Genomic DNA, 2,787 nt, shown 5'->3' with positions numbered 1-2,787 from the left:
CCCGACGGTTGACCCCGTTCATAACCGGCCCCAACGATGTGCACTCGTCAGGGCGGCGGAGCTCACAAGTCGATCACCACGTCGCGAATCGGTCGCGAGCAGCAGACCAGCAGGTTGCCGGCCGCTGGGGCGTCCAGTGGTTCCGGATCGTACGCGACATCGCCGGACACCAGGCCGCTCTCGCAGTTGTGGCACACACCAGTACGGCACGACCAACGAACCGGCACGTCGCACGCTTCGGCGAGTTCCAACAGACTTCCGTACGCCGACACGTTCCAGTGCGCAGCGATGCCGCTCCGCGCAAACGAGACGAGCGCGCCGGCGTCAGCGTCGTGCTCCGGCGGATGAGGACGACGCGTCGCCTTCTCATCGACGACGCCTGGCGTCATCGACTCGCTACCGGTGAAGAGCTCGACAAAGATCCGATCGTGAGCGACGCCGAGCGCGGATAGGGCGTCTTTCATGTCGGCCATGAAACGATTCGGACCGCACAGATACACGACGGCGTCAGGGGAGACGCCGGCGGTCTCGAGGACCGATCCGGAGAGATGGCCCTCGTTGTCGAAATCGTCGCCCATCCGATCATCCGGGCCCGGCAGGCTATAGCAGACATAGCGCCGGCCGTTCGGGACTCGGGCCATTAAGCGCCGGACCTCCGCTGCGAATGGATGGTGCTGTCCGTCCCGAGTTTGATAGAGCCACACGACCGACCGCCGCGACTGTGACGCCGCGAGCTCGTAAAGCATCGCGAGAAGAGGCGTGGCACCGATTCCAGCGCTGAGCAGCACGACGGGCCGTGCTTCCTCGCGCAATGTGAAGCTTCCACGCGGCAAGCTGATGTCCAGGAGGTCGCCCACCCGGAGGGTCTGCAGACAGGCTCCCGCCGAGCCGTTCGGTTCGAGCTTCACGCTGATGCGATAGCGCTCGTCCGATGGCGGACCCGAAAGCGAGTAGCTGCGAAAGAACGGCGAGACGCTCGCACCAGCTCGAAAGCGCAGCACCACGTACTGGCCCGGGAGGGGTGTTTGCAACGGGTGCCCTTCGGGATCTCGCAGCGTCAGCGAGATCACGTCATCGCCTTCCTGATCGACGGCCGCAACCGTGACCGACCGAAATCCTGCGGCAACCGGATGCGCCGCAGCGGCTGGCATGAGGCCCACGTTGCCTCCACTCGTCGCGGTCACCGGCGTCTGCAGCAGCGCCTCGAACGACGAGCGCCAGCCGGATGAGAGCGCGTCGATCCTCAATGCACGCTCCAACCGATCGCGCGGGTGACTGGATGAATAGAGAAGCGCGTTGACGTCTTCGACTGTCAGCCGCTCCTTCGCCTCTCCGACCTTGACGATTTCGTCCCCAGGACCGACTTCGCCTTCGTGGAGCACGCGGAGGTAGAACCCGGGCCGACCACTGCCCGTCAGCAATGCGGGCATGCGTGGCTCGTTCATGCGAATGCCCACGCGATAGCACGTAACCCGAGGCTGTGTGATCTCAAACAGCGCGCTGCCGATCTGATAGCGGTCGCCGATGCACGCGGTGTCGTCAGCCAGTCCCTCCACGGTGAAGTTCTCGCCGAACTGGCCGTAAACGAAATCGTCCCGTTTCAGCCGCTCCCGCCAATGGCGGTACGAATCGAGCTGATAGACGAACACCGCGCGATGCTCCCCGCCGTGCCCGGCCAGGTCCCCTTGACCGTCGCCTTCGAGATTCAACCGGCCGACTCGACACCGCCCGGCCACCGGATTCTTCCAGATCCCGGTGTGCACTAAGCGGCCGTTCCACTCAATATCTCGCGGGACGCCGACGTTCACCGACAGCAGGCGCGTCAAACTGCCTCACACGGCGTGAAACACCATCGCACACGGCGCAGCTGAATGTCGGCCGAGCGGCGCTCTGTCCGTCACGATCGATTCCGTCATGGTCATTGCCAGTCCCCTTCGGCGAACACTGCCGCCGACGGCCATCAGCCAGCGGCTAATGCGATCGCAGCACGGCCCCATCGGACCAAAAGAGCGAGCGCGAAGATATTGCACGTTGGTATCGACCCCGCGGTATCGACCGGATCTTTACATGACATTTACACATCCGCCCGCACTACTCAGCAGAGTCGTCCGGGACGGGTGATTGTCGGCGGCGCCATCCCCTCTGGAAAGCGCTGGAGAAACGCCGCCAGGGTGGGCGAAGCGGCTTGTCGAGCTTGGCGTCCCTGTTTCAGGCCATCAATCGTGACAGTACAGACGCCCTCTGGGGCCCCGGTTTCTGCGAGCTCGGCTATGCTGTGGGAGTATGCACAACGACGACGACTCGCACTGAAAGGTCACCATGACAGCACCAGTAAGACCGATGTCCCTGGCAGGCTCCATGGTGCACGACGCCCGACATATCTGCGCGTTTTTCAACGACGAGGACGAGGAGTACCGCGTCTTGCTGCCGTTTATCAACGAGGGATTTGCAATTGGCGACAAGGCCATCCATGTCGTCGGCGCGGATCACGCGCGTGATCATCTGCAGCGTCTGGCGCTGTCTGGAATCGACGCAGGCGGAGCGACACAGCGAGGGCAGCTCGAAGTGCGGAGCACCGCAGACACGTACCTCCGAGATGGACACTTCGACATCGATCGCATGCTGGAGGTGTTCGAGCGCCTGGCGAGCGGGAACGCGCCACATGCGTTTCCGCGTAGTCGGATCGTGTGCCGGATGGATTGGGCCGCCGGGAGCCGGTCGTTGATCGACAGCGTGATTGAATTCGAATCGAGGGTGAACGCGCTTTGGCGCGAGCACGATGATGTC

The 2,787-nt window shown here is 63.6% G+C and carries 2 protein-coding genes; one reads left to right on the top strand and one right to left on the bottom strand.

Features of this window, described 5'->3' with window-relative positions:
* Positions 1 to 62: 62 nt before the first annotated feature.
* Complete coding sequence (locus tag VGH98_13645; GenBank protein ID HEY2377016.1) at positions 63 to 1,826, bottom strand: MOSC and FAD-binding oxidoreductase domain-containing protein; 1,764 nt, start codon at positions 1,824 to 1,826, stop codon at positions 63 to 65.
* 514 nt (positions 1,827 to 2,340) lie between these two features.
* Between VGH98_13645 and VGH98_13640 the strand changes: the two genes are divergently transcribed.
* Positions 2,341 to 2,787 (top strand): MEDS domain-containing protein (locus VGH98_13640; GenBank protein ID HEY2377015.1); only part of this gene is annotated, 447 nt, incomplete at its 3' end.

The organism is Gemmatimonadaceae bacterium (assembly GCA_036496605.1).
Classification (GTDB): Bacteria; Gemmatimonadota; Gemmatimonadetes; order Gemmatimonadales; family Gemmatimonadaceae; genus AG2.
This window is presented reverse-complemented; position numbering and strand designations above follow the sequence as displayed.